Annotated in this window: 22 protein-coding genes; 14 read left to right on the forward strand and 8 right to left on the reverse strand. The window is 73.9% G+C overall.

The genetic code is table 11. The features are described from left to right. The first annotated feature begins 139 nt into the window (after window positions 1-139). The 4 genes from ACFY2L_RS11440 to ACFY2L_RS11455 all read left to right on the forward strand — a co-directional run bounded on the left by ACFY2L_RS11440 (window position 140) and on the right by ACFY2L_RS11455 (window position 3536). Window positions 140-1210 (forward strand): zinc-dependent alcohol dehydrogenase family protein, encoded by a 1071-nt coding sequence (locus ACFY2L_RS11440; RefSeq protein WP_390656699.1) that lies wholly within the window; start codon window positions 140-142, stop codon window positions 1208-1210. A gap of 19 nt (window positions 1211-1229) precedes the next feature. After that, a complete protein-coding gene (locus ACFY2L_RS11445; RefSeq protein ID WP_390656700.1) occupies window positions 1230-1904 on the forward strand; it encodes a helix-turn-helix domain-containing protein in 675 nt (224 codons plus the stop codon). A 112-nt stretch (window positions 1905-2016) separates the two neighbouring features. Next, on the forward strand, window positions 2017-2457 hold the full coding sequence (locus ACFY2L_RS11450; protein ID WP_390822126.1) for a pyridoxamine 5'-phosphate oxidase family protein: 441 nt from the start codon (window positions 2017-2019) through the stop codon (window positions 2455-2457). A gap of 248 nt (window positions 2458-2705) precedes the next feature. Beyond that, window positions 2706-3536 carry a universal stress protein gene (locus ACFY2L_RS11455; RefSeq protein ID WP_390822128.1) on the forward strand — a complete coding sequence of 277 codons (831 nt, stop codon included), beginning with the start codon at window positions 2706-2708 and terminating at the stop codon, window positions 3534-3536. A gap of 174 nt (window positions 3537-3710) precedes the next feature. Here the strand turns inward: ACFY2L_RS11455 and ACFY2L_RS11460 are convergent, their stop codons facing one another. From ACFY2L_RS11460 to ppdK, 6 genes are all read right to left on the reverse strand, one after another. After that, the gene (locus ACFY2L_RS11460; protein ID WP_390822130.1) at window positions 3711-5282 is read right to left on the reverse strand and encodes an oleate hydratase; all 1572 of its coding nucleotides are present in this window, start codon (window positions 5280-5282) and stop codon (window positions 3711-3713) included. Between the two features lie 469 nt (window positions 5283-5751). After that, window positions 5752-6162: a hypothetical protein gene (locus ACFY2L_RS11465; RefSeq protein ID WP_390656704.1), complete on the reverse strand. Its 411-nt coding sequence runs from the start codon at window positions 6160-6162 to the stop codon at window positions 5752-5754. A 41-nt stretch (window positions 6163-6203) separates the two neighbouring features. Further along, a complete protein-coding gene (locus ACFY2L_RS11470) occupies window positions 6204-7418 on the reverse strand; it encodes a globin domain-containing protein (RefSeq protein WP_390822131.1) in 1215 nt (404 codons plus the stop codon). Window positions 7419-7554: 136 nt separating this feature from the next. After that, complete coding sequence (gene adhE / locus ACFY2L_RS11475) at window positions 7555-10242, reverse strand: bifunctional acetaldehyde-CoA/alcohol dehydrogenase (RefSeq protein ID WP_390656706.1); 2688 nt, start codon at window positions 10240-10242, stop codon at window positions 7555-7557. Window positions 10243-10350: 108 nt separating this feature from the next. Continuing rightward, window positions 10351-11064: a CBS domain-containing protein gene (locus ACFY2L_RS11480; protein WP_390822132.1), complete on the reverse strand. Its 714-nt coding sequence runs from the start codon at window positions 11062-11064 to the stop codon at window positions 10351-10353. A gap of 27 nt (window positions 11065-11091) precedes the next feature. After that, window positions 11092-13776 (reverse strand): pyruvate, phosphate dikinase, encoded by a 2685-nt coding sequence (gene ppdK, locus ACFY2L_RS11485; protein WP_390656708.1) that lies wholly within the window; start codon window positions 13774-13776, stop codon window positions 11092-11094. A gap of 219 nt (window positions 13777-13995) precedes the next feature. Between ppdK and ACFY2L_RS11490 the strand changes: the two genes are divergently transcribed. From ACFY2L_RS11490 to ACFY2L_RS11505, 4 genes are all read left to right on the forward strand, one after another. Next, window positions 13996-15714 (forward strand): GAF domain-containing protein, encoded by a 1719-nt coding sequence (locus ACFY2L_RS11490; protein ID WP_390822133.1) that lies wholly within the window; start codon window positions 13996-13998, stop codon window positions 15712-15714. 895 nt (window positions 15715-16609) lie between these two features. Further along, entirely contained in the window at window positions 16610-17335 is a 726-nt protein-coding gene (locus tag ACFY2L_RS11495) for a CBS domain-containing protein (protein ID WP_390822134.1), read from the forward strand. A 31-nt stretch (window positions 17336-17366) separates the two neighbouring features. Further along, the gene (locus ACFY2L_RS11500; protein WP_390822135.1) at window positions 17367-17969 is read left to right on the forward strand and encodes a hypothetical protein; all 603 of its coding nucleotides are present in this window, start codon (window positions 17367-17369) and stop codon (window positions 17967-17969) included. 297 nt (window positions 17970-18266) lie between these two features. After that, window positions 18267-18464, forward strand: coding sequence for a hypothetical protein (locus tag ACFY2L_RS11505; RefSeq protein ID WP_390656712.1), 198 nt, complete (start codon window positions 18267-18269; stop codon window positions 18462-18464). 127 nt (window positions 18465-18591) lie between these two features. On the opposite strand, the gene ACFY2L_RS11510 is transcribed toward ACFY2L_RS11505, so the two are convergent. Beyond that, window positions 18592-18813 carry a hypothetical protein gene (locus ACFY2L_RS11510; RefSeq protein WP_390656713.1) on the reverse strand — a complete coding sequence of 74 codons (222 nt, stop codon included), beginning with the start codon at window positions 18811-18813 and terminating at the stop codon, window positions 18592-18594. A 15-nt stretch (window positions 18814-18828) separates the two neighbouring features. After that, a complete protein-coding gene (locus ACFY2L_RS11515) occupies window positions 18829-19557 on the reverse strand; it encodes a CBS domain-containing protein (protein ID WP_390822137.1) in 729 nt (242 codons plus the stop codon). Window positions 19558-19835: 278 nt separating this feature from the next. Between ACFY2L_RS11515 and ACFY2L_RS11520 the strand changes: the two genes are divergently transcribed. The 6 genes from ACFY2L_RS11520 to ACFY2L_RS11545 form a co-directional block, all read left to right on the forward strand. Then, window positions 19836-20711 carry a universal stress protein gene (locus tag ACFY2L_RS11520; protein ID WP_390656715.1) on the forward strand — a complete coding sequence of 292 codons (876 nt, stop codon included), beginning with the start codon at window positions 19836-19838 and terminating at the stop codon, window positions 20709-20711. 88 nt (window positions 20712-20799) lie between these two features. After that, entirely contained in the window at window positions 20800-23169 is a 2370-nt protein-coding gene (locus ACFY2L_RS11525) for a glycoside hydrolase family 65 protein (RefSeq protein ID WP_390822138.1), read from the forward strand. Between the two features lie 354 nt (window positions 23170-23523). Next, the gene (locus ACFY2L_RS11530; RefSeq protein ID WP_390656717.1) at window positions 23524-24426 is read left to right on the forward strand and encodes a universal stress protein; all 903 of its coding nucleotides are present in this window, start codon (window positions 23524-23526) and stop codon (window positions 24424-24426) included. Between the two features lie 76 nt (window positions 24427-24502). Further along, the gene (locus ACFY2L_RS11535) at window positions 24503-25399 is read left to right on the forward strand and encodes a universal stress protein (protein WP_390822139.1); all 897 of its coding nucleotides are present in this window, start codon (window positions 24503-24505) and stop codon (window positions 25397-25399) included. Between the two features lie 58 nt (window positions 25400-25457). Beyond that, the gene (locus tag ACFY2L_RS11540) at window positions 25458-26474 is read left to right on the forward strand and encodes an Acg family FMN-binding oxidoreductase (RefSeq protein ID WP_390822140.1); all 1017 of its coding nucleotides are present in this window, start codon (window positions 25458-25460) and stop codon (window positions 26472-26474) included. 112 nt (window positions 26475-26586) lie between these two features. After that, the coding region (locus tag ACFY2L_RS11545) for a hypothetical protein (RefSeq protein ID WP_390822141.1) at window positions 26587-26885 on the forward strand (299 nt) is incomplete at its 3' end.

Below are 26885 nucleotides of genomic sequence, written 5' to 3' on the forward strand. Positions count from 1 at the left end.
GGTCCCGCTCCGGAGGCCGCGGTGCGGCCCGACCGGCGGCCGAGGGGGGCCGGACGGCCCAAGCGGATCCGGCGAACAACGGACAAGCTGTATGTATCGGGCCATATCTGCAGTCACGCAGAGGACGGTGAGGAGTGTCATGAAAGGCTTCGTCTTCCACGGCCCCGGGCAGTCCGCCTGGGAAGAGGTCCCGGACCCTGCCGTCAAGGAACCCACCGACGCCATCGTGCGGGTCGGCGCCGTCACCATCTGCGGGACGGACCTGCACATCCTCAAGGGCGACGTGCCCGAGGTGCGCCCGGGCACGGTCCTGGGACACGAGGCCGTCGGCGAGATCGTGGAGATCGGCGCCGACGTCCGGACCGTACGTCCGGGGGATCGCGTGCTGGTCTCCTGCATCAGCGCGTGCGGACGCTGCCGCTACTGCCGCGAGGCCGCCTACGGCCAGTGCCGCGGCGGCGGGGGCTGGATCCTCGGCCACCTGATCGACGGAACCCAGGCCGAGTACGTCCGCGTCCCCTTCGCCGACCTGTCCGTGCACGCGCTGCCCAGCGCGGTCGAGAGCAAGGACGCCGTCCTGCTGGCGGACATCTTCCCGACCTCCTACGAGGTCGGCGTGCTCAACGGGCGGGTGCGCCCGGGCGACACCGTCGCCGTCGTCGGGGCCGGCCCCATCGGCCTCGCGGCGATCGCCACGGCCCGCCTGTTCGCGCCCGAACGCATCGTCGCCGTCGACCTGGCCGCGTCCCGGCTGGAGGCCGCCAAGCGGCTCGGCGCCGACGCCGTGGCCGACGCCCGAGAGGACCCCGAGCAGCTGATCGCCGACCTCACCGACGGGCTCGGCGCGGACGTGGTCATCGAGGCCGTCGGCGTGCCGGAGAGCTTCGAGCTGTGCACCCGCATGGTGCGCCCCGGCGGCCACGTCGCCAACGTCGGTGTCCACGGCAGGCCCGCCACGCTGCACCTCGAGGACCTGTGGATCAAGAACGTGACCATCACGACCGGTCTGGTGGACACCCACTCCACACCCACCCTGCTGCGCATGGCCGCCGCCGGCCGGCTGCCCACCGCGCAGCTGGTCACCCACACCTTCCCGCTGGAGCAGATGGAGGAGGCGTACGACGTCTTCTCCCGGGCCGCCGACACCGGCGCCCTCAAGGTGGTGCTCGGCGAGCAGCCGCACGACGAGGTCGCCGTCCGGGCGGCCTGACGAAAGGACGTGAGGGGCCATGGCCGAACAGACACGGGCGAACGTGACGGGCGGCGCGCCCTCGGGCGACCTGGGCCGCCGGCTCGCCGCACGCCGCGTCCAGCTCGGGCTGACACGGGAGGAGGCGGCCGCCCGGGCGGGCATGGCCCCCAGCTATCTGGCGCACCTGGAACAGCACCCCGACGCCGCGCCCGGCCGAGGCGCGCTGCTCACGCTGGCGGCGGCACTGCAGACCACGGTCTCGGCGCTCACCGGCGGCGACACCGATCTGCCGCCCGGTCGTGAACAGGCCGGGCGCGCACCCGAGTTCACCGAGCTGAGCAAGGCCGAGTGCGCCGTCCTGCTGTCGTCGCACGGTGTCGGAAGGATCGCGGTGCCCACCGCCCTCGGGCCGGTGATCGTCCCCGTCAACTACACCGTCGTCGACGACACGATCGTCTTCAGGACCGCTCGCGGCGCCACCCCGTCCCTGGCGTCCGGCTGCCCGGTCGCCTTCGAGGTCGACCGCATCGACGACGCCTTCAGCGAGGGCTGGAGCGTCCTGGTGCGCGGGTACGGGCGCACGGTGACCGACGTCGCCGAGGAGCGCCGGCTCGCGGAACAGGCGTACAGCGCGCCGTGGACCGGCGGCCGGCGCGACGTGTGGGTGCGCATCGAACCGTACGCCGTCACCGGGCGCCGCATCGCGGTCTGAGCGGGGTCTCTCTCAGCCGGCCGGGGACCGATGGTCCCTGGTCGGGGGCGTCCCCGCCGCCCGACGATGGACCGTGAGACACCGCTCTGTCACGTGAGAGACGAGAAGGCCGATGGACGCCAACGACGGATTCCGCGCACTCGACCGGCACGAGTGCCTGCGCCTGATGGCCGGGGTGCCGGTGGGGCGCATCGTGTACACACGGCAGGCGTTGCCCGCCGTCCTGCCGGTCAACTTCCGCCTGGACCACGACGGCGCGGTGCTGGTGCGCACCTCGGCCTCCTCGGAACTCGTGAGCGCCGTCGACGGAGCGGTGGTCGCCTTCGAGGCCGACGAGGTCGACGCCGCCACCCACTCCGGCTGGAGCGTCGTGGTCACCGGGCCGGCCGCCCTGGTGACCGACCCCGCCGAACACGCACGGCTGCTGATGACCGGTCCGCGTTCCTGGGTGCCGGCCCCACGGGAGGCCTTCGTGCGCATCGAGCCGGAGCTGGTCACCGGGCGCGCACTCGTCGGCGGACGCACCCTGTACGGCGTGCGGCTCCCCTCCTGACCCGCGCCGAGAGCCGCCCGGCCGGCCCCGGCGATCCGCGCCCACCCCGCCCCTCGGGAGGACCACCCCTGTCCCGCACTGGTCCGAACGGCCCTTGAAGCAGGGGCCGTTCGGCGTTCCCGGGGGTTCTCCCGGCTTCTGCCCGGGGCGACGGCGCACGAGGAGCATCGTCGGGGGAGGCCGGTGCGCCCGTCGGGCGCCGCCTCCGTCGAACGGTCACCCGAACCACAGAAGGGACAGGTACGGCCATGACCTTGCATCACGTAGTCGTCGGAGTGGACGGCTCATTGATCTCCGTGCGGGCGCTGGACCGGGCCGCGGCCGAGGCCGCACGGCGTGGCCGCGCTCTGCGCGTGCTGTACGCGGTTCCCGACCGTGACGAGGCCGCACCGGTCCTCGGCGCCGCAGAGGCACGCGTCCACGCACGGCATCCGGGGCTGCCCGTGGAGACCGTCGCGGCGGAGGGCGGCGCGGTGCGCGCGCTGGCGCGCGAGAGCGCCGGCGCGGACCTCACCGTCGTCGGGACCCGCGGTCTGGGCGCGGTGAGCGGCCCGGCGCTGGGTTCGGTGAGCCTGCGGCTGGCCGCCCTCGCGCAGAGCCCGCTCCTGGTCGTCCGCGGGGACCACCCGTGCGACGACGGCGGGGACGTACTGCTGGGCCTCGCGGACGACCGGGACGCGGGGGCGGCGGCGTACGCCTTCCAGGAGGCCGAACGGCGCGGTGCGGGGCTCCGGGTCCTGCACAGCTGGAACCACCGGCACATCACGCCCGAACTTCCCTCCCTCGTGCCGACGCGCAGTCCGGGGCAGGAACGGCTGGCCGGCACGGCCCGGGCCGAGGAGGCCGTACCGCGCTACGCCCTCACCCGGCTGCGGGACCGGCACCCCGACGTCGTCGTGGAGACCCGCACGGTCCGTGCCGCTCCCGCGGACGAGCTGCTGGCGGCGACCCGGGGGGCGGCGGTGGTCGTCATCGGCGCCCAGCACCGGACGAGCGTGCTCGGCCCGCGGCTGGGTCCCGTCGCCCACACCCTGCTGCACCGGGCGCACTGCCCGGTGGTCCTCGTCCCGCGAGGATGACCGGCGGCCCCGTTCCGCGCCGGGCGGGCGGGGGCCGTACGCGACGGAGCGACACCGCGGGGGATCGGTGCCGCTCCTGTCTTCACTGTCCCTCGCGCCACGCCGTTCCCACCAGTGCCGATGGTCCCGGGCGAGGGGGGCCGGACGTCCCCCCTCGGGCCTGCGCTGCCCGTCCTACCTGCGGTGCATGGTCTCCAGGGCGGCGGCCAGCACGTGCGGGTCGTGGTGGCCCTTGTAGACCTCCGGCGGCTGCTTCTCCAGCCCCAGCAGCTGCGCCACCGCCGTCCAGGCGGTGCGGACGGAGTACTCGACGGTGAAGACGACGTCGTCGGGCACCTCGGCGAACTGCCCGATGAAGGCGAGGTTGACCGACCCCTGCGGCACCACCTTCGGCCGGTCGTCGCGACGGCGCGCCAGGAACTGGCTGGTGATGTACGGCATCACGCAGGGCACGACGGTGGAGGTCTCCAGGATCCGCGCCGCCGTCCGCTCGTCGAACGGGAGGTGGTGCAGCACCTCCTCGAGGATCTCCCGGCCGCTGCACATCGTCATCGGCTTGGGCGTGTGGTTGCCGGCCCGGCCGGGGTGCAGACCGTAGCCCCACCAGACGGTCACGCCCTCGGGCTGGTCGCGGTAGACCGGCTGACGGTTGGCGACGACGGTGAGCAGCCAGTTGGACGCGGTGAAGGTCATCAGACCGCCCTTGCCGGCCGGACGCCCGCTGAACTCCTCGAGCGCCTTCTCGAACGCGGGGTCCTTCGTGGTGACCGTGAACGACTCCCAGCGGGACTCCTTGATCCGCTTGTCGAAGACGGACGGGTTGCCGAAGTTCTCCCGGCCACGGGCCAGCCGGTGCCACAGCAGCCAGGCGTCCGAGCTGTGCGGAGCCGGCGGGGGCGCGGAGGTGTGCGAGCCGAGGCTGGAGGCGTCGGTCATCGAGCCGTTGGTGACGAAGACCAGGTCGTCGGGGGCGACGGCGATCTTCTCGTCCTGGCCGTCCCGGCTCAGGTGGAGGGTGTCGACCGTGCCGCTGTGGATGCCGGGGGTGAACCCGAGGTCGGTGACCCGGCAGCGGGTGTGGACGGTCACCCCCTGCTCGTGGAGCCAGGCCGTCAACGGCCGCACGATGGAGTCGTACTGGTTGTAGCGGGTCCGGTGGATGCCCTTCATCGTGGCGAACTCGGGGAACAGGTGGATGAAGCGCCTGAGGTAGCGGCGGAACTCGATCGCGCTGTGCCAGGGCTGGAAGGCGAACGTGGTGCACCACATGAACCAGAAGCTGGTGGTGAAGAAGTGCTCGCCGAAGCAGTCGGTGATCCGCTTGCCGTCCAGGTGCCCCTCGGGAGTGGCCAGACAGCGCACCAGCTCCAGCCGGTCGCGCTCGGAGAACCCCATCGAGGTCGTGTCGACGATCTTGCCGTCCCCGTCGACCAGCCGGGCGATGTCGTCCCAGGCGAAGTCCTCGTGGCCGGCCAGGATCTCCTCCGTGACGGAGACCTTGGGATCGTCGAGGGTGGGGATCCGGGACAACAGGTCGTACGTGCAGCGGAACTCGGCCTCGAACATGCGGCCGCCGCGCATGGTGTAGCCGGCGTCCGGTGTGCCGCCCGCGTCCAGGCTGCCGCCGAGGGTCCGCTGCTCCTCGAAGAGGTGGATGTCGGATCCCTCGAAGCCGCCGTCGCGGATCAGGTACGTCGCCGCGGCCAGTGCCGCGATCCCGCTGCCCACCAGATATGCCTTCGCCATCACACAACTCCTCATGCTTTCCCGCCGATCGGGAACCGCGGTCCCAGGCTCGCCGCCACCGGTGCCTCCCGTCAGGGGGCCGTTGGTCACCATGTGGGCCCGGACGTCCCTCACATCCCCCGGCCACCCCACCCATCGCCCGCCCGCCGGACGGACCGGCTACCGGCCCGCCTGGTGAGGAACGGGGCCGGTACCCGCCGCCCGGGGCCGGCGAACGGGGCCCGTGCTGCCCCCCGGGCCAGGTGAACGGGGCCTCGCCCGCCGGGGTGGTGGGCCGGCCGGTGTCCTCACCTGGGTGGCACCGAGCGGGGGCTCGACCGCCGGGTGCCGGACAGGCCGGTGGGCGGCCTGCCGGGTGATGGTGGCCTGCCGAGTGGCGGGCGGGCCGGTGTCCGCCAACTGGGCGGCGGGCGGCGGGTGCCGGCCCGCCGGGTGGGTGTCGGCCGGGCGGGGGCCCGGGCACTCGGGTTCATGCCGAGCGGGGGGTGTCCTCCGGCGTGGCGGGGTGGGACGGGCCGCCTTCGCGGCGCCACGGCGGGGTTGTCGTCCGGTGTCCGCCGTCGCGGGCCTGGGCGGCCCTGTCGGTCTGGCGGCGCAGCCGGTCCTGGAGCCGGTCGACGACCTCCGTGCCCGTCGGCTCCTCGGCCGCCGCGACCACCTGGCGACCGCCGATGCGCAGGTCGGCCGTGGCCGACCACGGGTGGTCGCCGTGGTGGGCGGCCGCTCGCACGATGCGCACCTCGCCGGTGACGACCGGCAGGCCCGGCCGCTCCGTCACGGCGTCGATCTTCGTGCGGGCGTACGCCAGGGTCGCCTCGTCCACGGCGCCGTCGGAGCGCAGCAGAACCCTGGGCGTCTCCTGGGCGTTCTCGCTGGTCATGCGGGTCCTTCCGTCGGTGCGTCAGAGTGTTCGGGGGCGGCTCAGGCCGCGGTGCCGGGCAGCCACAGGTCGGGTCCGAAGACCTCGTAGCGGATGCCGCGCGGGGGAACCCCGGCGCCGAGCAGCTGGGCGCGCACCTCGCGCATGAAGGGCAGCGGACCGCACAGGAACACCGTCGCGCCGTCGGGGAGTTCGATCCCGCTCAGGTCCATCAGGCCGGTGCGTGCGTCGGGTTCCTCGGCTCCGGGGCGCTCGTACCAGTAGACGGCCCGGGCGTCCGGCAGCCGGCCGACGAGGTCGTTCGTCTCGGCGCGCAGGGCGTGGTCGGCGGGGGAGCGGTCGGCGTGCAGGACCAGGACCGGCCGGGTGGAGCCGAGGGCGGCGAGATGGGCCAGGATGCCGGTCATGGGCGTGACCCCGATGCCGGCCGAGACCAGCACCACCGGCGCGGAGGCGTCCGCCGGCTCGTCGAGGAAGACGTCGCCGAACGGCGCCGACAGCAGCAGTTCGTCCCCGGCGCGGACCTCGTCGTGCAGCAGGGTGGAGACCTCACCGGCCGGTGCGTCGGCCTCCTGCGTGACCCGCTTCACGGTGATCCGCCGCAGCTCTCCGCCCGGGTCCGAGGACAGGCTGTACTGGCGCAGCTGGTGCACCCCGTCGGCCATGCGCACGCGGACGCTCACGTACTGGCCCGCACGGGCGCGCGGCGCCGGTTCGCCGTCCGCCGGACGGAGCAGGAACGACACGACGTCGGGGGTCTCCGTACGGCGTTCCACGACCGTCCAGGGCCGCCAGATCCCGCCGGGCTGGACGCCCGCGTCCTGGTAGAGCAGGGCCTCCCGGCTGATCAGGGCGCCCGCCATGAGCCAGTAGACCTCGTCCCAGGCGGCCGCCACCTCCGGGGTGACCGCCTCGCCGAGCACCTCGGCTATCGCGCCGAACAGGTACTTGTGCACGATCGTGTACTGGTCGTCGGTGACACCGACGGCGGCGTGCTTGTGGGCGATCCGGGACAGCAGCTCGTCCGGCCGCGCCTCGGGGTTCGCCAGCAGGGCGGAGGCGAATCCGGCGATCGAGCCGGCCAGTGCGCGCCGCTGGGCCCCGCTGGCCTGGTTGCCGCGGTTGAACATGCCGTCGAGCAGTTCCGGACGGTCGTGGAACATCGTGGCGTAGAAGCGGGTGGTGATCTCGTCGAGGGCTCCGGCCACGGCGGGCAGGGTGGCCTCTACGAGGGCGGCGGATTCCGCGGACAGCATGAAGACTCCTGGGAAGGCGGGTGAAGGGAGGGAAAAGGGCAGGAAAGGGGCAGGAAAGGGGAGGGAGAGGGGTGAGAGAGGGAAGCGGGCGGGGCGGCGGCCCCGGTCGGTTCGCCGGGACCGCCGTCGGTCCCGGTCAGCTCGCCGGGACCGCGCCGTCGGCGCTCACGTCACGCCCGTAGTAGGCGGTGCGCATGAGCTCGCGCATGTCGTCGAGCATGGGCATCCGCGGGTTGGCGGGTGCGCACTGGTCCTCGTAGGCGTTGAGCGCCTGCTGGGGCAGCGCATCGAGGAAGGCGCGCTCGTCGACGCCGAGGGCCTGGAACGTCGGCTCGATGCCCACGGCCTCACGCAGCCGCTCCACCGCCGAGGCGAACGACTCGACGCCCTCGGCCGGGGTGGCGGCGGGCAGACCGAGCGTGCGCGCGATGTCCTGGAAGCGTTCGGGGGCACGGTAGTTCTCGTACTTGGGCCAGCCGGTCAGCTTCGTGGGGACGGTGCCGTTGTAGCGGATGACGTGCGGCAGCAGCACCGCGTTGGTGCGCCCGTGCGCGATGTGGAAGGTGGCGCCCAGCGTGTGGGACATGGCGTGGACGATGCCCAGGAAGGCGTTGCCGAAGGCCATGCCCGCGATGGTGCCGGCGTTGTGCATCTTCTCCTGCGCCTGCGGCCGGGCGGCGCGGTCGTTGACCGCCGCCTCGATGTTCTCGAAGATCATCCGGATCGCGTGCAGGGCGAGGCCGTCGGTGAAGTCGTTGGCGTAGACGGACACGTACGCCTCGATGGCGTGGGTGAGGGCGTCGAAGCCGCTGTCGGCGGCCAGCGCGCGGGGCAGCGCGGTGGTGAGCAGCGGGTCGACGATCGCCACGCTGGGGGTCAGCGCGTAGTCGGCCAGCGGGTACTTCTTGCCGGTGGCGGGGTCGGAGATGACCGCGAACGGGGTCACCTCGGCGCCGGTGCCCGAGGTCGTGGGGATGCACACGAGACGGGCCAGCTTGCCGAGCACGGGGAAGCGGAAGGCCCGCTTGCGGATGTCGGAGAACTTGTGCCGCATGTCGGCGAAGTCGACGTCCTTGCCCTCGGCCTGCTGCTCGTACAGCAGCCACATCACCTTGGCCGCGTCCATGGGGGAGCCGCCGCCCAGGGCGATGATGGTGTCCGGCCGGAAGTCGCCCATGAGCCGGGCGCCGCGCCGGACGGAGTCGATGCTGGGCTCCGGCTCGACGTTGTCGATGACCTGGATGGTGACCGGCTCGCGGCGCCGGCGCAGCACCCGTTCGATCCGGTCGACGAGCCCGAGGCGGGTCATCGTGGCGTCGGTGACGACCGTGACGCGGTGGACGTCCGGCATCGAGGCGAGGTAGCGGATGGACTGCGGCTCGAAGTAGATCTTCGGCGGGACCTTGAACCACTGCAGGTTGTTGCGACGCACCGAGACCCTCTTGACGTTCAGCAGCTGGGCGGCGGAGACGTTGTTGGACACCGAGGTGCTGCCCCAGGAGCCGCAGCCCAGGGTCAGCGACGGCAGCAGGCTGTTGTAGATGCCGCCGATGGCGCCCTGCGAGGACGGGGCGTTGACGATGATCCGCACGGTCTTGATGCGCTTGCCGTACGCCTCCGCGAGCTCCATGTCCTCGGTGTGGATGACGGCGCTGTGGCCCTGCCCGTGGAAGGCGACCATGTCGGCGGCCAGGTCGAAGCCCTGCTGCTCGGAACCGGCGCGCAGGACGGCGAGGACCGGGCAGAGCTTCTCGCGGGTGAGGGGCTCCTGCGGGCCGACGAGGTCGGTCTCGACCAGGATGAGGGAGGTGTCCGCCGGTACCGAGAATCCGGCCTGCTCGGCGATCCACGCCGGGCTCTGCCCGACGGCCGCGGCGTTCACCTTGGGCTCGCAGCCCGCGCCGGCGGCGCCGGCGGGGAACAGGAACGTCTCCAGCTTCGCCTTCTCCTCGGCGGTGGCCAGATGGGCGTGCAGGGTGCGGAATTCGGCGAGGACCGCGTCGTAGATCTCCTCGTCGAGGATGACGGCCTGTTCGGAGGCGCAGATCATGCCGTTGTCGAACGACTTCGACAGCACCAGGTCGTTGACGGCGCGTCGGACGTCGGCGCTCCGGTGGACGTAGGCGGGCACGTTGCCGGCGCCCACGCCCAGGGCGGGCTTGCCGGCCGAGTACGCGGCCTTGACCATGGCGTTGCCGCCGGTGGCCAGGATCAGGGAGACACCCGGGTGGCGCATCAGGGCGCCGGTCGCCTCGACGGACGGGGTCTCGATCCACTGCACGCAGTGCTCCGGCGCACCCGCCGCCACCGCCGCGTCACGGACGATGCGGGCCGCCTGCGCGCTGCAGCGCTGGGCGGAGGGGTGGAACGCGAACACGACCGGGTTGCGGGTCTTCAGCGCCATCAGCGCCTTGAAGACGGTGGTGGAGGTCGGGTTGGTGACGGGGGTGATCGCGCACACCACGCCGACCGGCTCGGCCACCTCGGTCATGTCGTCGATGTCGTCGCGGGCGATGACGCCGACCGTCTTCATCGGGCCCATGCTGTGGGTGACGTACTCGCAGGCGAACATGTTCTTGGCCGCCTTGTCCTCGAACACGCCGCGCCCGGTCTCCTCCACCGCGAGCCGCGCCAGCTCGGTGTGCTGGTCCAGGGCGGCGACCGAGGCCTTCTTCACGATGTGGTCGACCTGCTCCTGATCGAGCGCCTCGTAGTCGGTGAGCGCCTTGAGCCCGTTCGTCACCAGGCGGTCCACCGCGATGGCGATGTCGGACGGCGCGCCGGCGGGGTCGGTGGTCGCACTGCGGTCGTCGTGGCGGGTCATGGGGGCGAGCCTCCGTGGTCGAGGGGGGCGCCGCACGGGCGGCGGCGCGGGGTGGGAGCGGCACCGGCGGGTTTGCCGCGGTACCGCTTCCACCAGCAGCGTCTTACGTCAGCGGTGCTCCGGCCCAGGACCCGAAGGTCCCTTCGCGGGACCGACCGGCCCCGACGGGACACGGACCGTCAGCCTGTTGACCACGCCGACCACTCCGTCCACCCGGTACGTCAGCCGGATCGCGAGCGGGATGTCGTCGAGGTGCTCCAGGTGTCCTTCCAGCGTGACCACGCCGTCCCGGGCCGAGACGGTCACGCCGTGGGCCGAGGGGCCCAGGGCGCGGGTCAGGACTTCGTCGTGGACCTCCCGGCGGATCTCGTCGTCCGTGCGCAGGAACACCCGCAGCAGGTCGCGCCGGGTGGCGATGCCGATCAGCCGGTCCTCCTCGTCCACGACGGGCAGACGCTCGACGCCGTGCCGCTCCATCACGCGCGCGGCGTCCGCGATCCGTTGTTCCGGATGCACGGTGACCGCGGGGGTCGACATCAGTTCCCCGGCCGTGCCGGCGCGAGCGGCCGCGGCGGCACGGCGGGCGGACCGGCCCAGCGGGGGCAGCCGCAGCCGCCGGGTCAGGAGGCCCGTGGACCGGGCCGCCTGACGGCGGATCAGATCGGTCTCGGAGATCACTCCCACGACCTTGTCGTCGTCGTCCACGACGGGCAGCCCGCTGATCCGGTACCGGTCCAGCAGCCGTACGACGTCCTTGAACGACATCTCCCGGCGGGCCTCGACGACCTCGCGGGTCATCACCTCACCGACGATGCGGGCCATGTCGGCCACCTCCTTGTCACCTGCTTGTCACCTGCTGTCACTCGTTTCCGTCCCGGCGAGCGCGGCCCGTCCGGCCTCCAGCCGGGCGACCGGGACGCGGAACGGCGAGCAGGAGACGTAGTCCAGCCCGGCCGCGTGGAAGAAGTGGACGGACTCGGGGTCCCCGCCGTGCTCACCGCAGACGCCGATCTTCAGATCGGGCCGGGTGGCGCGGCCCTCGTCGACCGCGATCCGGACCAGCCGGCCCACCCCGTCACGGTCGAGGGTCTCGAACGGCGAGGTGGCGAAGATGCCCTTGTCGAGGTAGGCGGAGAAGAAGGCCGCCTCGACGTCGTCGCGGGAGAAGCCCCAGGTGGTCTGGGTGAGGTCGTTGGTGCCGAAGGAGAAGAACTCCGCCTCCTCGGCGATCCGGCCGGCGGTGAGCGCGGCCCGGGGCAGCTCGATCATGGTGCCGACCGGGCAGCGCACGGGGACGCCGGTCTCCTCGGAGACCTCGGCCAGCACGCGCTCCACCTCGGCCCGCTCGATGCGCAGTTCCTCGACGGCGCCGACCAGCGGCACCATGATCTCCGCCCTGGGGGAGCCCCCGGCCCGCGTGCGTTCCACGACCGCCTCGGCGATCGCCCGCACCTGCATGGCGACCAGTCCCGGCACGACCAGGCCCAGACGCACCCCGCGCAGGCCGAGCATCGGGTTCTCCTCGTGCATGCGGTTGACCGCGTCGAGCAGCTCGGTGTCGTGCGGCTCGGGGACCGCGCCCCGGGCCTCGGCGGCGGCGATGCGCACGGCGAGTTCGGTGCGGTCCGGCAGGAACTCGTGCAGGGGCGGGTCGATGAGCCGGATGGTGACCGGCAGACCGTCCATCGCCTCCAGGATGCCGACGAAGTCCTCCCGCTGGAGCGGCAGCAGCGCGGCCAGCGCCTTCTCGCGCCGGCTCTCGTCGCCGGCCAGGATCATCGCCTCGACCAGCTTGCGGCGCTCCCCGAGGAACATGTGCTCGGTACGGCACAGGCCGACACCCTGCGCGCCGAACCGCCGGGCGCGGGCGGCGTCCTCGGGGGTGTCGGCGTTCGCCCGCACCTCCAGCCGCCGCACGCCGTCCGCCCGGTCCATCGCGCGGGCCACGGCCTCCACCAGCCCGGCGGAGCGCTCACCGGTCTCGAAGTACCGCATCACGGCGGAGTCGACCAGCGGGGCGGCGCCCAGGTACACGGCGCCCCTCGACCCGTCCACGGAGACGACGGTGCCCTCCTCGACGGTCGTGCCGCCCACCGTGAAGCGACGGGCCTCGGTGTCCACGGTGATCTCCTCGGCACCGCACACGCACACCCGGCCCATGCCGCGCGCGACCACCGCCGCGTGGCTGGTCTTGCCGCCGCGGCTGGTGAGCACCGCCTGGGCGGCGATCATGCCCGGCAGGTCGTCGGGCGTGGTCTCCTGGCGCACCAGGACGACCTTCTCGCCCGCGGCGGCCCGGCGGACCGCTTCGGCCGAGTCGAACACCGCCGCGCCCACGGCCGCTCCCGGCGAGGCCGGCAGACCGTGCGCGAGCGCGTCGCCGACGGCCGAGGTGTCGAACCGGGGGAACATCAGCCGGGCGAGTCCCTCGCCGCTGACGCGGGCCAGGCTCTCGTCCGGGGTGATCATGTCCTCGTCGGCCAGCTCGGCGGCGATCGCGAACGCGGCCTCGGCGGTGCGCTTGCCGACCCGGGTCTGCAGCATCCACAGCCGGCCGCGCTCGATGGTGAACTCGATGTCGCACAGATCCCGGTAGTGCGCCTCCAGCGTCCGCATGTGACCGAGCAACTGGTCGTACGAGACCGGGTCCAGCTCCTGCAGGGCGGTCAGCGGGACGGTGTTGCGGATGCCCGCGACGACGTCCTCGCCCTGCGCGTTCGCCAGGTAGTCGCCGTACAGGCCGGGCCGGCCCGTGGCCGGGTCGCGGGTGAAGGCGACGCCGCTGCCGGAGTCGCTGCCGAGATTGCCGAAGACCATGGTCTGCACGTTGACCGCGGTGCCCAGGTCGTCGGCGATGTGCTCACGGCGGCGGTACACGCGGGCGCGCTCGCCCCGCCAGGACTCGAAGACGGCGAGGACGGCCCGGTGCAGCTGCTCGGCCGGCGACTGCGGGAAGTCCTCGCCGGTCTCGCGCCGGATCAGGTCCTTGTACGTGCCGACGAGCCCGGCCAGGTCCGCCGCGTCCAGACCCAGGTCGTTCGCCGCGCCCCGGGCCCGCTTGAGGTCGGCCATGGCCTTCTCGAAGCGGGAGCCGTCGACCCCCATGACCGTGCTGCCGAACATCTGCACGAGACGGCGGTAGGAGTCCCAGGCGAACCGCTCGTTCCCGGAGACCTTCGCCAGGCCGAGGACGGACTCGTCGTTGAGGCCGATGTCGAGGATCGTCTCCATCATGCCGGGCATGGAGAACCGTGCCCCGGAACGGACGGACAGCAGCAGCGGGTCGTCGGGCCGCCCCAGGCTCCGTCCGGCGGCCTGTTCCAGGGCGGTCAGGTGCCCGGAGATCTCCTCGGCCAGGCCGTCCGGCTCGGTGCCGGCGGCGAGGAAGGCCCGGCAGGCCTCGGTGGTCACCGTGAAGCCCGGCGGGACCGGCAGGCCCAGCCGGGTCATCTCGGCCAGGTTCGCGCCCTTGCCGCCGAGCAGGTCGGCCTGGTCACGGCCGCCCTCTGTGAAGTCGTACACGTAACGGACCATGACGCCGGTCTCCTCCGTCGGGCTTCGGGCTGGATACTCCTCCAGCGTCAGCCCGCAGGGACCGCGGGGGCAGGTGCTGCAGGTCCCCTCCACTGGGCCGACCGGCCCAGGCGCGCAACCGCCGAGAACTCGGCCCGATCCGCTACCGCGACCTCCGGCCGACCACTACCGTGGCACATGATCGGACCGGTGGGTGTCCGTGTGACCGGAGGAGTGCAGGTGGGAAGCCCCGAGGAGGCTCGCGTACGGCTGCCTCAGCTGCGACTGGACGAGCTGCTGGAGGAATTGCAGGCTCGGCTGGACGCGGCCCGCGGCACCCGCGACCGGGTGCACAGCCTGCTGGAGGCGGTGCTGTCGGTCGGCAGGGAGCTGGACCTGGAGCAGGCCCTGCACAGCATCGTGGAGGCCGCCGCCGTGCTGGTCGACGCGGAGTACGCGGCGCTCGGTGTGATCGGCCCGGACGGCAAGCGGCTGTCGGCCTTCCACACGGTCGGCGTCACCGAGGAGCAGATCGCCCGGATCGGCCCGTACCCGGAGGGCCACGGCATCCTCGGCGAGCTGATCCGCCACCCCGAGCCGCTGCGCCTGGCGAAGATCTCCGAGCACCCGGCGTCGTACGGCTTCCCGCCGCACCACCCGCCGATGAACACCTTCCTCGGCGTCCCCATCCGGGTGCGCGACCAGGTCTTCGGCAACCTGTACCTGACCGAGAAGCGGGGCGGGGGCCAGTTCGACGAGGAAGACGTGTCCGTGACGCTGACCCTGGCCGTCGCCGCCGGTGTCGCCATCGACAACGCCCGGCTGTACGAGGAGTCCCGGCTGCGGGAACGCTGGCTGCGGGCGAACGCGGCGATCACCCACAGCCTGATGTCCGGCGGCGCGCGCGGCGAGGTCCTCGCCCTGATCGCCGAGCAGGCCGGTGAGATCACCGGGTCCGCGCTGGCGGCGGTCGCGCTGCCCATGGAGGACACCGGGTCGCTCGCCGTGGAGGTCGCCGTCGGGATGGACGCCGAGGCGCACCGGGGGCTCGTCCTGCCGATGGACCGGAGCCTGATGGGGCTGGCCTTCTCCGCAGCGACCCCGGTCACCAGCGACGACGTCACCCACGACGACCGCGTCTCGCTGGAGCCGCCGCGGTTCGGCGGGCTCGGCCCCGCGGTGGCCGTGCCCATCGGCACCGGCGAGGCGGGTCCGCGGGGCGTGGTCCTGCTGGCGCGCGAGACCGGCCGGCCGGCGTTCTCGGCGACGGAGACCGAGACCCTGCAGGGCTTCGCCGCACAGGCCGCCCTCGCGATGGAGCTGGCGGAGCGCCGCCAGGACGCCGAGGAGGTCGCGGTGCTCAAGGACCGCGACCGCATCGCCAGGGACCTGCACGACCTGGCGATCCAGCGGCTGTTCGCCACCGGCATGACCCTGCAGAGCGCGGGCCGCTTCATCGAGCACGAGCAGGCGGCGGAGCGGGTGGTGCGCGCGGTCGACGACCTGGACGAGACCATCAAGATCATCAGGTCCACCATCTTCGGGCTGCGCACCCGCGAGGGCACCGGCGAGTCGGGGCTGCGGGCGCGTGCCGTACGCGTGGTCGGGGAGGCGGCGCCGGTCCTCGGGTTCGCCCCCAGCGTGCGCATGGAGGGCCTGCTGGACACCGACGTGCCGAAGGAGATCGCCGACCATGTGGTGGCGGTGCTGTCCGAGGCGCTGACCAACATCGCCCGCCACGCGCGCGCGGACCGGGCCGACGTCCTCCTCGCCACGGACGGCCGGGAGGTACGGCTGTCGGTCACCGACAACGGCGTGGGCATCCCGCCGGAGGGCCGCCGCAGCGGGCTGCGCAACATGGCCGAGCGCGCCGAGCAACTGGGCGGCCGACTGGAGCTGGGCACCCCCGAGGGCGGCGGCACCACGCTGGTGTGGCGCGTCCCGTCGCGCAAGCCGTAGGGGCCGGGTGCGAGCCCGGCGGTCCCGGGAGACCGCCCGTTCGGGGCCGGGGGGACCGCCCGGCAGCACCGGGGCGACCGCCCCGTCGGTTCCGGGCGACTGCCCGCCGGTGCCGGGGGATCGGCTCCCGGTTTCGGGGGACCGACCGCCGGTGCCGGGTGCGAGCCCGGCCGGTGTCGGGGGACCGCCCGTCGGTTCCGGGCGACTGCCCGCCGGTGCGGGGGGACCGCCTCCCGGTTCTGGGCGACCGCCCGCCGGGGCCGGGTGCGAGCCCGGCCGGTGTCGGGGGACCGCCCGCCGGTGTCTGGGGACCGCCCGGCAGCACTGCGGCGACCGCCCGCCGGTGCCGGGGGACCGCCCCGTCGGTTCCGGGCGACTGCCCGCTGGTGCCGGGGGATTGCCTCCCGGTTTCGGGGGACCGACCGCCGGTGCCGGGGGACCGCCCGCTGGTACTGGGGGCCACCCGCCGGTGCTGGGGGGCCGCCCGCCGGTACGGGGGGGACTGCCTGTCAGTGCCGGGGTGGACGCCTGGCGGTTCCGGGCGATCGCCCGTCAGTGCCGGGGGACCGACCGCTGGTACTGGGGGCCACCCGCCGGTGCCGGGGCGACCGCTTGCCGGTTGCGAGCGATCACCCGCCGGTGCTGGGGGCCGCCCGCCGGTACGGGGGGGGGACCGCCTGTCAGTGCCGGGGCGGACGCCTGCCGGTTCCGGGCGACCGCTCGTCCGTGCCGGGGCGACCGCCCGCCGGTAGCGGCGGGCCGATGCAGGGAGTGGCAACCCGTGAGTAGAGGCTTCCGGACCTCGGGAACAGGGCCATGGGGCCCATGTCCTCGCGGGCCCGGCGGCGGAGGCTGGAAGTGAAGCAGGACGGCATCCCAGCACTTGGAGGACGTCATGCCCTACCTCGTGAGTGACGTGATGACCCGCACGGTGGTCGCGCTGCGGGAGGGTGCGGTCTTCAAGGACATCGCCCGGACCATGCGGCGCTGGAAGGTCAGCGCCCTGCCCGTCCTGGACGGCGACCACCGGGTCATCGGGGTCGTGTCCGAGGCCGACCTCCTGCCCAAGGAGATGCTCCGCGACCCCGACGGGGACCCGGACCGCCACGGGCGCCCGTCCGGCGGCTCGGGCCTCGCCAAAGCCGACGCGGTGTGCGCCGAGGACCTGATGAACGCTCCGGCCGTCACCGTGCGCGCCGACGAGACCGTGGCCCGGGCCGCGCGCGTCATGGCGCGGCACCGCCTCAAGCGGCTGCCGGTCGTCGACGGCGAGGGCGTGCTGCAGGGCATCGTCAGCCGCACCGACCTGCTCAAGGTGTTCCTCCGGGAGGACGCCGACATCGCCGAAGAGGTGCGCCGGGACGTCGTCCCACGGCTCTTCGCCGTGCCGGTCGAACCGATCCGGGTGGAGGTGCGCGACGGGGTCGTGACGCTCACCGGCCGGGTCCGCGACACCTCGCTCGTCCCCGTCGTCACGCGCATGGTGCGGGCGGTGGAAGGCGTGGTGGACGTGGACTGCGCCCTGTCCGGGCCGCCCCGACGCCCGGACCTCGACCCGGATCTCCCCGACGACGCCCCGACCGCCCGGGCCGACGGCGCAGGCGCCGGGACCGTGGTGTGACCGTGGCGGCACACGAGGAGGTGTCAGGTTCATGGCCGGGACGCGGCGTACGACGATGACCGGAGTGCGGTGCTGGCGGTGGCGGCGCAATCCGCTGCGCCGCCGCAGCGACGTCGTGGAAGCCAGGATCGTGCTCGCCACGTGGACGCTGGCCCTCCTCGGCGGGGCGTTCGCGGGCCAGGCGGCCGCGACGGCGGTCGACCGGGACATCGCCGCGCGGCGGGCGGAGGTGCATGCCGTCGCCGTGGTGCTGCTGGAGGACGCCGTGAAGATACCGCCGACCACGACCGGCTTCGACGACGGCAGGGTGTGGGCCAGGGTCCGCTGGACGAGTGCCGACGGCGTCACGCACACGGCGCGGACGAAGGTCGATCCCGATGCCGCGGCGGGCACCCGTGTGACGGCCTGGTTCGACAGCGCCGGCGATCCGGTCTCCGGACCGCCCACGGCAACACGGCGGACGGTGGAGGTGGCGGGGGCCGGTGTGCTGGCCGCGTCCGGTGCCGGACTCGCGGTCCTGGCCGGCGGACGGCTGATACGCGGGCGGCTGCTGCGCCGGCGTCTGGAGGAGTGGGCCGCGGAGTGGGAGCGCGTCGGCCCGCAGTGGCGGAATCTCAGCGGAGGCAAGGGCTGACGGACGTCCTGCCCCGGGGCCGGGGCACCCGAAGGGGCGGGAAGGACGCCACCCGCTTCTCGCGGATCCTGATTGCGCGGTGCGCGGCTTGTGACGGCCGCTTCTCCGCGTCTCTCTGCCGGGTCCTTCCCGCCGCCTCCAGCACACCACGGCGACCTCGCGGCCACCAGGGCCGACCGGCCCGGGAACGAGGGCCGTTCCGGGCCTTCGCCCGGCCCCCTCGGCTCAAGCGCGCCGTCCCGCCGCGGAGTTGGCTGGAGGCAGGGAGAACGACGCCGACCAGGGAGGGCGAGGACAGTGGGTACCAGTCTCACACCGGAGTTCTGGGAACGGTTCGCGATGCTGCTCGTGCTGGCGGCGGGACTGACGTGTGTCCTCACCGCGGCCTTCGACGGTCTGGCCGTCCGGTTGCTGCGCCGCCGGACACCCAGGACGCCTCCGCCCGCGCCGCACCGGCCGGAGCGGACCGAGCACCGCGTGTCGGTGCACTCCTGACGCGCCGCGGGCATCGCTCTCGTGGGCCGGGGACCTGATCCCCGGCCCACGCTTCGTTGTCCACCGGCAGGGTTCCCGTGCGCCGGATCGCCGGCACCGTTCCCGTGTGCCGGCCGGCCGGCGGCGGTCACTTCCGGAACTCCCGGTGGTCGTCGTTCTTGCCGAAGTAGTGCCGTTCCTCGACGAACTCCCGCTCACCGGGGCGCAGCACGGCGCCCGGCGTCGACAGGAAGGCGATCAGCCCCAGGACGCCGACCACCATCAGTGCGAAGCCGACGACGAACGAGCTGTAGCCGAACACCAGACAGGCGCCCAGCACCGTGGCGACGATCAGAAGGACGGGGATCATCTCTGTCACCTTCGTTCAGAGTGAGCGCAGCCAGTCGTCGGCGACGCCGTGCACGGCCAGGCCGGCGGGCTGCTCGGGCTTGTCGTCGATGCGGTAGGTGAGGTGGTCGACGACGTCCACGACGCCGTCCAGCCGCCGCGTCATGGCGACGGCGACGCGGATCTCGCTGCGCCGTTCCAGCCGGCCGGTGAGCGTGACCACACCGTTCCGCACGGCCGTCTCGACGGTGTGCGGTGCCAGCCAGAGCGTGTTCAGGAGAACCTCCCGCTGCACGTCCCGCCGGATCTCGTCGTCGGTGCGCAGGAACACCTGGAGCAGGTCCCGGCGCGTGACGATGCCGACGAGGGTGCCCTCCTCGTCCACCACGGGCAGCCGCTTGACGCGGTGCTCGGTCATCAGCCGGGCGGCCTCGGTGACCGTGGTGTCGGCGCGCACGGTGACGGCGGGCGCCGTCATCACCCCGCGGGCCGTCCTGGCGACGCCCTTGGCCGCCGTGTGCCGGGCGCGGCCGCTCAGCAGACGCCGGCAGCGCGCCCGGACGCCGGTGGACCCCGGCTCGCGCACCTGACGCAGCACGAGATCGGACTCGGAGATCACGCCGATGACCTTGCGGTCCTCGTCGATCACCGGGAGGCCGCTGATGCGGTGCTCCTCGAGCAGGCGCACCACGTCCTTGAACGGCGTGTCGCACCGTGCGGTGACGACGTCGCCGACCATGACGGCGCCTGTCCTCGTGGGCTTCATGGCCGAGCCTCGCTTTCCTGGGTACCGGTGTCACGAACTCCCCCTGAGGGAGCTCGACTTCAGCGTGCGCCCAGGGACGCGCCGACCCCATGGGCTGGGCGGGCACGGCGGCGGGCCGAGTGGCACTCGACACACCTCACCCGGCCCGGCCCGCCCGGCGCGGACGGACACAGGGGCCGGACGACCCCCGCGAGGGGCCGGTCCGCCCCTCGTACGGACCGCCGACCGGTGCGACGGTATGAGAGGGCCCCTGTGCGGTACGGAAGGCGGTGGGGACGATGACCCTTCCCCTGGTCGTGGGAATCGACGGATCCGACGCCGGCCTGACGGCGGTGGACTGGGCGGTGGACGAGGCCGCCCGGCACGGTCTCGCGCTGCGGCTGGTGTACGCCTCGCGCTGGGAGCGGTACGAGCGGGCCGTCCCGTCCACCACCCTCGGCCGCCCGTCGGAGCGTGTGTTCGCGGAGAACCTCGTCGCCACCGCCGCCGAGCGCGCCGGGCGGCGCAACCCCGATGTGAAGGTCACCACCGACATCGTCCCCGACGACGCGGCCGACGCCCTCCTGCGCGAGGGGGAGGACGCCTTCGCCGTGGTGACGGGGGCACGCGGCCGCGGCGGGCTGAAGGGACTGCTCCTCGGCTCGGTCGGCCTGGCCGTGGCCGCCCGCGCGCAGTGCCCGGTGATCGTCGTGCGGGGCGACCGGGCGGGCCTGGCCGGCTCCCACGAGCGGATCCTGCTGGGCGCGGGCGAACCCGTGACCGGCGCGGGCGCCGCGCGCTTCGCCTTCCGCGAGGCCGAGGCACGCGGATGCACCCTGGACGTCGTACGGGCCTGGCGCTGCCCCGCGCACGACGGCGCCGGCGATCCCGCCCCCGGGGAGGAGCCGATGCGCCGGCACGAGGAGCGGGCCTCCGCCCTGATCGACACGCTGCTGCGGGACGCCGTCGCCGACCATCCGGCCGTCAGGGTGCGGCGGGTCACGGTGGAGGGACCGGCCCACCGGGTCCTCGCGCGCCGTTCGGCCGCTGCCGACCTGGTGGTCGTCGGGGCCCGGCGCAGGCAGGGCCGTCTCGGGCTCCAGCTGGGCCGGGTGAGCCACACCCTGCTCCATCACGCGGACTGCCCGGTGGCGGTCGTGCCGGAGACGGTGTGAACGTGGTGGACACGGGCAGAGCGGCTCCGCCGGCAGGCTCCGAGGCCGGACCCGGCCTCGGCGAACCGCTCGACGAGGGGGTACCGCAGTGACGGGCTGGACCTGGGCGTACGACGACTACGATCCCGCGGACGAGCGCCTGCGCGAGTCGCTGTGCACGCTGGGCAACGGCTACTTCGCCACCCGCGGGGCCCTGCCCGAGTGCGTCGCGGACGAGGTGCACTATCCCGGCACCTACGTGGCCGGCTGCTACGACCGGCTCACCACGGACGTCGCGGGCCGCCGGGTGGAGAACGAGGACATGGTCAACGCCCCGAACTGGCTGCCGCTGCGGTTCCGTCTCGCCGGACAGCCGTGGCTGACCCCGGACACCGCGACCGTGCTGGAGCACCGGCAGGTGCTGCACCTGGCCTCCGGGCTGCTGGAACGCCGGACGCGGTACGCGCTCGGCGACGGCCGGGTGCTGGCGGTGCGGCAGCAGCGCGTCGTGCACATGGCCGATCCCCATCTCGCCGCCCTGCGCACCGAGTTCACCGCCGAGGGCTTCGCCGGGGACCTCGACGTGGAGGCGGCGCTGGACGCCGGGGTCACCAACTCCGGGGTCGCGCGCTACCGGGACCTGGACGGCCGTCACCTCACCAAGGTGCACACCGGATCCGCCGGGCCGGACACGGTGTGGCTGCACTGCCGTACCCGCACCTCCGACGTCCGCGTCGGCATGGTGGCCAGGCTGGACGCCGACGACCCCGGCACCGCACGGCACGAGGAGACCCGTGTCGGCCGGCGGGTGCGCCTGAGCCTGCTGCCCGGACGTACCGTCACCGTCGACAAGATCGTCGCCCTGCACACCTCCCGCGATCCCGCGATCAGCGACCCGCTCGACGCGGCGCTCGACCGGGTCGGCGCGGCGCCCGGCTTCGACGAACTGCTCGAAGGGCATCTGACCGCCTGGGACCAGCTGTGGCGGCGGGCCGAACTGGACGTCGCCGGCGAGGCCGGGGACATCCTGCGGCTGCACCTCTTCCACGTCCTGCAGACCCTCTCCCCGCACACGGCGGACCTGGACGTCGGCGTGCCCGCCCGGGGGCTGCACGGGGAGGCGTACCGCGGCCATGTCTTCTGGGACGAGCTGTTCGTGCTGCCGTACCTCAACCTGCACTTCCCGGAGGTCTCCCGCGCCTTGCTCCGCTACCGCCACCGCCGCCTCGACCGGGCCCGAGCCGCCGCCCGCGCGATCGGCCGGCGTGGCGCGCTGTACCCCTGGCAGAGCGGCAGCGACGGGCGCGAGGAGACGCAGGAGCTGCATCTCAACCCCCGCTCCGGCCGCTGGCTGCCGGACCACTCGCGGCTCCAGCGGCATGTCGGCTCGGCGGTGGCGTACAACGTGTGGCAGTACTGCGAGGCCAGCGGGGACGCCGAGTTCCTGCACACCAAGGGTGCCGAGATGCTGCTGCAGATCGCCCGCTTCTGGGCGGACTCGGCGACCTGGGACGAGCAGCTGGGCCGGCACCGCATCCGGGGCGTGATGGGCCCCGACGAGTACCATGACGCCTATCCCGGCGCGCCGCGGCCCGGCCTCGACGACAACGCGTACACCAACGTCACCGCCGCCTGGGTGCTCGCCCGCGCCCTGGAGGTGCTGCGCATCCTGCCGGAACCCCGGCGGCGCGAACTCACCGAGCGCACCGGCCTCGACGGCGGCGAGCTCGAACAGTGGGAGGACGTCTCGCGCACCCTGCACGTCCCGTTCCACGACGGCATCATCAGCCAGTTCGAGGGCTACGGCGACCTCGCCGAGCTCGACTGGGAGGACTACCGGCGGCGCTACGGCGACATCCGGCGCCTGGACCGGATCCTGGAGGCGGAGGGCGACACGGTCAACCGCTACAAGGCGTCCAAACAGGCCGACGTCCTGATGCTCGGCTATCTCTTCTCGCCCGGCGAACTCCGGGACCTCTTCGCACGGTTGGGCCACCGGCTGGACGACGAGACCTGGTGCCGGACGGTCGACCACTACCTCCTGCGCACCAGTCACGGTTCCACCCTCAGCGGCCTGGTCCACGGCTGGGTCCTGGCCCGCGCGCGGCGGGCCGAGGCATGGACGTACTGCCAGGAGGCCCTGCGCGGTGACATCGCCGACCTGCAGGGCGGCACCACGGCCGAGGGCATCCACCTCGGCGCCATGGCCGGCACCCTGGACCTCGTCCAGCGGGGACTGACGGGCATGGAGACCCGGGAGGGCGCCCTGTGGCTCGATCCGGTGCCGCTGCCGGAGCTGTCGGCCTACGGCTTCTCCCTGCGCTACCAGGGGCACTGGGGTGTCCGGCTGCGCCTGGAGCGCGGCGGCCTGGAGGTGACGGTGCCGCCGTCCGACCGCTCGCCGATCGACATCCGGCTGCCGGACCGGGCGGTGAGCGTGCAGCCGGGGGAGAAGTGCCACCTCCTCCTCGCGGACTGACGCCCGCACCGGCTTCCGGACCGACTGCCGCCCGGCTTCCGGACGGACTGCCGCCCGGCTTCCGGACCGACTGCCGCCCGGCTTCCGGACGGACTGCCGCCCGGCTTCCGGACGGACTGCCGCCCGGCTTCCGGACGGACTGCCGCCCGGCTTCCGGACGGACTGCCGACCGGTTTCCGGACCGACCTCCGGACCGGCCTGCTCCGACGGCGGGCAGGGCTGCCGGTCGGCCGCCGTTGGCCTTGCACAGAGGGGCCGTACGGCCCCCGGAGAGGACCGGGCAGCCTCTGCCCCCGCACCGGCCGCGGCGCGACGCTGGTACCGGATGACAGACCGAGCGCTGGAGGTGCCGACATGCTTTCCCCCGTTGTCGCCGGAGTCGACGGATCCGCCGAGAGCCTGGCCGCCGCGGCATGGGCGGCCCGTGAGGCCGAGCGGCGGCACCGGCCGCTGCACCTGGTGCACGCCTGGGACTGGCACCCCCGCCAGCAGGAGCGCGAGATCGCCGGCGCCGCGCAGCGGCACCTCGCCCGGCGTGCGCTGCGGCGGGCGGAGGAACACGTCCGGGCCGAGAGCCCCGACGTCCGCCTCACCGACGAACAGATGGAGGGCCCGGCCGTCGCCGCCCTGCTGAAGGCGGCCGACCAGGCCGACCTGCTGGTCCTCGGCTCGCGCGGCCTGAGCGGCTTCACCGGGTTCCTCGTCGGTTCCGTCGCGCTCGGCGTGGTCGCGAAGGCCACCCGCCCCGTCGTGCTCGTCCGGGCGGACGAGGACGCGGCCGACGAACACCTGCCGGCGGGCGACGGAAGCGCCGCGACGGACACCGGCTACCGGGACGTCGTGGTCGCGATCGACGTCGACGAAGCCTGTGACGAGGTCATCGAGTTCGCCTTCGAGGCCGCCCGGCTGCGGCACGCCCGGCTGCGCGCCGTGCACGCCTGGCACACGGTCGGCCCGATCGGCCTCGGATCCGGCGACGTCGGCCTGGTGAACGACCCGGAGCAGGGCGAGGAGTGGCTGGGCTTCCTCCAGGCCGTGCTGCAGGTGTGGCGGGACAAGTACCCCGACGTGGAGGTCCTGGCGACGGTGGTGGAGGAGAGGCCCTCGACCGCGCTCGTGCGGGCCTCGACCGGGGCGAGTCTCCTCGTCGTCGGCCACCGCCTCACCGAACGCCCGGTCGGCCCCCGCACCGGTCCCGTCACCCACGCCGCGATCCACCACGTCGGCTGCCCGGTGGCCGTCGTCCCCCACCTGTAGAGGAGCCCCGGACCGCGCTGGGCGGGTCCTTCGCCGAAGGACCCGCGAGCGCGGGTGGACGAAGGAGGTGACGGTCATGACGAGGCCAGTCGTGGCCGGTCTGGACGGTTCGAAGGAAAGCCTCGCCGCGGCCGACTGGGCGGCGAGGGAAGCCCTCCGCCGAGGACTGCCGCTCCGTCTGGTGCACGCCTGGGAGGGCCTGCCCGACGACGACACCGACGCGGACCTGCCCGAGGTCCGGGTACCGCAGTACCGCGCACGGCGGGTGCTCCGCGCCGCCCTCGAACTGCTGCACGAGCGCTATCCGCGGCTGTACATCGCAGCCGAGCAGGTGCGCAGGCAACCGGGGCCCGCGCTCCTCGCCGAGTCGGAGACCGCGGAGCTGCTGGTCATCGGGAGCCAGGGAGCGGGCGGTGTCGGCGGGTTCATGTCGGGTTCGGTCGCCCTGGCCACCGTGGCGCACGCCGACCGGCCCGTCGTCCTCGTCCGGGCGGGTGAGACGGCGACCGACGAACACCTTCCCGACGGCTCGGGAAAGCCGTCGACCAGCACTCCGTGCCGTGAGGTCGCGGTCGCCGTCGACATCGGCGGGGCCTGCGACGACGTCCTCGACTTCGCGTTCCGCGAGGCCGGACTCCGCAAGGCGCCGCTGCGCGCCGTGCACGCCTGGCACGCGCCGCTCACCAGCGGCGTCCCGGGTGCCGAGGAGCGTGCGCGGCTGCGGCGGATGGCGGAGCGCGACCTCACCGAACTGCTCGAACCGTGGCGCGCGAAGTACCCCGAGGTGGTCGTGCGCGAGAACCTCCACGAGGGCCGGGCGGCCCACGTCCTCGCACACGCCGCGGCCGGGGCCGGACTGCTGGTGGTGGGCCGCCGCCGGCGGCGTACCGCGGTCGGCCCGCACACCGGCCCGGTGGCCCACGCGCTGCTCCACCACGTGCGCCGGCCCGTCGCGCTGGTCCCGCACGACTGACGCGGGCCCGGCTCCGGCGGCCGTCCGCCGGAGCCGGGCCCGAGAAAGGGTGTTCCCGATGATCTCCGACGTCCGTGCAGAACCCTGCCACGCCGCCGCCTATCTGGTGCGGGCCGCCGTCACCGCCCCGTCCCCGTACAACACCCAGCCCTGGATCTTCGTCGCGGAGGACGAGGACCGGGGCGTCGAGCTGCACGCGGACGGTGCCCGGCGCCTTCCCCTCACCGACCCCAGCGGCAGGGAAATGGTCATCAGCTGCGGAGCCGCCCTTCTCAACATCCGGCTCGCCGTCCGCCACCTGGGCTTCAACCCGGTCGTCGAGCACTTCCCGCGCCCGTCGGACCCGGCGTTCCTGGCCCGGGTGACCTGGGGCGCCTACCACCGGCCCGCACCCGAGGACGAGCGTCTGTTCGGCGCCGTGCGGCGCCGCCACACGGTGCAGGGGCCGTTCCTGGCGGAGCCGCTCCCCCCGTCGCTGGCCGAGGCCCTGCGCGAACACGCGCACGAGGCGGGCGCGACCCTGGACTTCGTCACCGACCGCGCGGGCAGACGGCACCTCGCCGAGCTGGTGCGCAGGGCCGAGGACGCCCGCCGCTCCCGTCCGGAGTACGCCGCCGAGCAGCGGCGGTGGACCTGGTGGCCCGGCGAGCCGCGGTACGACGGCGTCCCCGGCGACGCCGACCGGACGCACCCGGACGTCACGGACTTCGCCGGACGGGACTACGTCGGCCTCACACGGATGTTCCCGGAGCCCCCGCAGCGCCGGACCTCGCGCACCGGGCCCGTCGCGATCCTCAGCACGGACCGTGACGACCCGGCGGCCTGGCTGCGGGCCGGGGAGGCCCTTCAGCGGGTCCTCCTCGAAGCGGCGGACCAGGGGGTCATGGCGGCCTTCCACACCCAGCCGCTGGAGGTGCCGTCCCTGCGGACGAGGATCCGGCAGACGCTCAGCGGCGGGGCCTTCCCGCAGATGATCTTCCGGCTCGGGTATCCGCCGTGCGTACGGCCACTGCCCCGACGCCCGGTCGCCGAGGTCCTCAAAGTCACCGGCGCGGCCACCCCGAGCCCCACGTGAGCTGCGCACCGGGAACGCGGTGGGGCGACGCCCGCCCACACGTCTCCCGGTCGACCGCCGACCGAGCACGCGTCGCCTCCGTTCGTCCTGCCGCACGGCTCCCGGTCGACCGGTGTCGGCTGCGCGGCCCGAGCGGGCGTCGTATCCGGTGGTCCTGCGGTACGGGTCCTGGCCGACCGCCGTCGGCGCGAGCGGGCGGCCGTCGTGCCGCACGGCTGCCGCCCTCCGGCGCCGGCTGTCCCGCTCGATGCGCTGTCGCATCCGGTCGTCCTGCCGTACGGGCTCCTGGTCGACCGCCGTCGGCTGCCGGGCCCGAGCGGGCGTCGTATCCGGTGGTCCTGCGGTACGGGTCCTGGCCGACCGCCGTCGGCGCGAGCGGGCGGCCGTCGTGCCGCACGGCTGCCGCCCTCC

This window comes from Streptomyces sp. NPDC001381, from assembly GCF_042895685.1.
GTDB lineage: Bacteria > Actinomycetota > Actinomycetes > Streptomycetales > Streptomycetaceae > Streptomyces.

Excerpts from the sequence above, each read along its gene's own strand:
- ACFY2L_RS11440 (WP_390656699.1), top strand. The coding sequence starts at position 140 with ATGAAAGGCTTCGTCTTCCACGGCCCCGGGCAGTCCGCCTGGGAAGAG.
- ACFY2L_RS11445 (WP_390656700.1), top strand. The coding sequence starts at position 1,230 with ATGGCCGAACAGACACGGGCGAACGTGACGGGCGGCGCGCCCTCGGGC.
- ACFY2L_RS11450 (WP_390822126.1), top strand. The coding sequence starts at position 2,017 with ATGGACGCCAACGACGGATTCCGCGCACTCGACCGGCACGAGTGCCTG.
- ACFY2L_RS11455 (WP_390822128.1), top strand. The coding sequence starts at position 2,706 with ATGACCTTGCATCACGTAGTCGTCGGAGTGGACGGCTCATTGATCTCC.
- ACFY2L_RS11460 (WP_390822130.1), bottom strand. The coding sequence starts at position 5,282 with ATGGCGAAGGCATATCTGGTGGGCAGCGGGATCGCGGCACTGGCCGCG.
- ACFY2L_RS11465 (WP_390656704.1), bottom strand. The coding sequence starts at position 6,162 with ATGACCAGCGAGAACGCCCAGGAGACGCCCAGGGTTCTGCTGCGCTCC.
- ACFY2L_RS11470 (WP_390822131.1), bottom strand. The coding sequence starts at position 7,418 with ATGCTGTCCGCGGAATCCGCCGCCCTCGTAGAGGCCACCCTGCCCGCC.
- adhE (WP_390656706.1), bottom strand. The coding sequence starts at position 10,242 with ATGACCCGCCACGACGACCGCAGTGCGACCACCGACCCCGCCGGCGCG.
- ACFY2L_RS11480 (WP_390822132.1), bottom strand. The coding sequence starts at position 11,064 with ATGGCCCGCATCGTCGGTGAGGTGATGACCCGCGAGGTCGTCGAGGCC.
- ppdK (WP_390656708.1), bottom strand. The coding sequence starts at position 13,776 with ATGGTCCGTTACGTGTACGACTTCACAGAGGGCGGCCGTGACCAGGCC.
- ACFY2L_RS11495 (WP_390822134.1), top strand. The coding sequence starts at position 16,610 with ATGCCCTACCTCGTGAGTGACGTGATGACCCGCACGGTGGTCGCGCTG.
- ACFY2L_RS11500 (WP_390822135.1), top strand. The coding sequence starts at position 17,367 with ATGGCCGGGACGCGGCGTACGACGATGACCGGAGTGCGGTGCTGGCGG.
- ACFY2L_RS11510 (WP_390656713.1), bottom strand. The coding sequence starts at position 18,813 with ATGATCCCCGTCCTTCTGATCGTCGCCACGGTGCTGGGCGCCTGTCTG.
- ACFY2L_RS11515 (WP_390822137.1), bottom strand. The coding sequence starts at position 19,557 with ATGAAGCCCACGAGGACAGGCGCCGTCATGGTCGGCGACGTCGTCACC.
- ACFY2L_RS11520 (WP_390656715.1), top strand. The coding sequence starts at position 19,836 with ATGACCCTTCCCCTGGTCGTGGGAATCGACGGATCCGACGCCGGCCTG.
- ACFY2L_RS11530 (WP_390656717.1), top strand. The coding sequence starts at position 23,524 with ATGCTTTCCCCCGTTGTCGCCGGAGTCGACGGATCCGCCGAGAGCCTG.
- ACFY2L_RS11535 (WP_390822139.1), top strand. The coding sequence starts at position 24,503 with ATGACGAGGCCAGTCGTGGCCGGTCTGGACGGTTCGAAGGAAAGCCTC.
- ACFY2L_RS11540 (WP_390822140.1), top strand. The coding sequence starts at position 25,458 with ATGATCTCCGACGTCCGTGCAGAACCCTGCCACGCCGCCGCCTATCTG.